Origin of the sequence: Streptomyces torulosus (genome assembly GCF_001419765.1) — a bacterium.
GTDB lineage: Bacteria > Actinomycetota > Actinomycetes > Streptomycetales > Streptomycetaceae > Streptomyces > Streptomyces torulosus.
The window spans coordinates 1-1,710 of sequence record NZ_LIRK01000932.1 but is presented as its reverse complement, the minus strand read 5'-3'; the positions used below and the strand labels follow the sequence as shown (position 1 = coordinate 1,710).

Below are 1,710 nucleotides of genomic sequence, written 5' to 3'. Positions count from 1 at the left end.
AAATTAAAGCGTTGGCTGAAAACGCTGCCCGCTGGTCACTCCAGCCTCTAGGCTGACCGCAGACCCCGTCCGAGCGACCGCCCTGTGCTCGCCCGCTCCGGTACCGGGGGCGGCACTCGGGATCCCTGGACCGGCATCCCGGGCGCGGGCCGCGAGCCGGTGGGGACCCAGTACCTCGGGATCGTCAGGGCCAAGTGGTTCCATGACCTCAGCTGCCTGTTCTCGGTCAAGCCGGGCGGGAACGGCCCGCGCGGGGTGGGGGGAGACCGGCGTGTCCGGGGGACCCCGTGCGACCGCTCCCCAGAGCCCCGCAATCCTGCCGAAGCCGCGGCCCGCGCCCGGGATGCCGGTCCAGGGATCCCGAGTGCCGCCCCCGGTACCGGAGCGGGCGAGCACAGGGCGGTCGCTCGGACGGGGTCTGCGGTCAGCCTAGAGGCTGGAGTGACCAGCGGGCAGCGTTTTCAGCCAACGCTTTAATTTTCCATCAACGGTGGCGGACACCTCTTCACCGTCCGTACAAGGGGACTTGACCGTAGGTCAGCTGACTCCTGTCAACGGCCGATCCCCGCGACTGCGGGTAGCCGTGGCGCATTGTCGACGGTCCTCAGCCGACCCGGATCCCGTTCTCCAACTCCACCGGACCGGTGCCGTCCGCCAACGCGTCCAGGGCGGCGAGTACACGGCGGCCCAGCGCCTCCGGCAGGTACCCGGTCAGTTCGCCTCGCGGCACGAGCCGCCACGACAGCAACTCCTCCTCCTGCAACCGGATGCGGGACAGCTCGCCCTCGCCGATCACCCCGCCGTCGTACAGGTACGCCACCAGCGGCGGCCGCCCCACGCCGTGCACCCAGTCCACGGCGAGCAACCGCCCCAGCTCGATGTCGAGACCGATCTCCTCGGCGGTCTCGCGCCGCGCGCCCTGCCGGGGCGTCTCCCCGTCGTCCGACTCGATCGTCCCGCCCGGCAGCGCCCACCCCTCGCGGTAGTTGGGCTCCACGAGCAGGACCCGCCCCTCGGCGTCACGGAGGATCGCGGCGGCGCCGGCGAGGACCTTCGGGAGGCTCGCGATGTACGCGGCGAAGTCTTGAGTGGCCATCCAGGAAGGGTAGACGGCGCCCGCCCTCACGCCGAGGTCCGCGCCAACCGCACCGTACGCTCCGCGAGTTCGCTGATCCGCACCCCGTCGAAGCCGAACACGGCGCTGCGCACGGTGTCCTCCAGCGGGTCCTTCCACCGGTCCGGGATCGCCGCCGCCCCGCACAGCACCCCCGCCACCGAACCGGCGGTCGCGCCGTTCGAGTCGGTGTCCAGGCCGCCGCGCACGGTCAGCGCGACGGTGCGGGTGAAGTCGCCGTCGCCGTAGAGGAGCCCGGCGGTGAGCACCGCCGCGTTCGGGATCGTGTGGATCCAGTGCGTCCCCGCGGTCTCCTCCGCCACCGTCGTGAGCGTGTCCTCCCAGGCCACCCCGGCCTCGTGCAGCGAGGCGACCCGCCGCACGGTCCGCGCGAGCCGGCTGCTCGCCGGGATCACCGTCAGCGCCTGGTCCACGGCCTCGCGCACGGTGCCCGCCGTGAACGCCGCGGAGACCAGCGCCGCCGCCCACATCGCCCCGTACACGCCGTTCCCGGTGTGCGACAGGACCGCGTCACGGCGGGCCAGCGAGGCCGCGCGCCGGGGCGCGCCCGGGCTGGTCCAGCCGTGGACGTCGGC

2 protein-coding genes are annotated in these 1,710 nt (G+C 73.0%); both read right to left on the bottom strand.

Annotated features, from left to right (window positions below; genetic code table 11):
• Positions 1 to 604 precede the first annotated feature (604 nt).
• Positions 605 to 1,096, bottom strand: a complete 492-nt coding sequence (locus tag AOK23_RS42690) for an NUDIX domain-containing protein (protein ID WP_055717751.1) — start codon at positions 1,094 to 1,096, stop codon at positions 605 to 607.
• A 26-nt stretch (positions 1,097 to 1,122) separates the two neighbouring features.
• Positions 1,123 to 1,710: ADP-ribosylglycohydrolase family protein (locus AOK23_RS42685; RefSeq protein ID WP_169800396.1), on the bottom strand; the 588-nt coding region annotated here is incomplete at its 5' end.

Coding starts and splice junctions, on each gene's coding strand:
- AOK23_RS42690 (WP_055717751.1), bottom strand. CDS start 1,096: ATGGCCACTCAAGACTTCGCCGCGTACATCGCGAGCCTCCCGAAGGTC.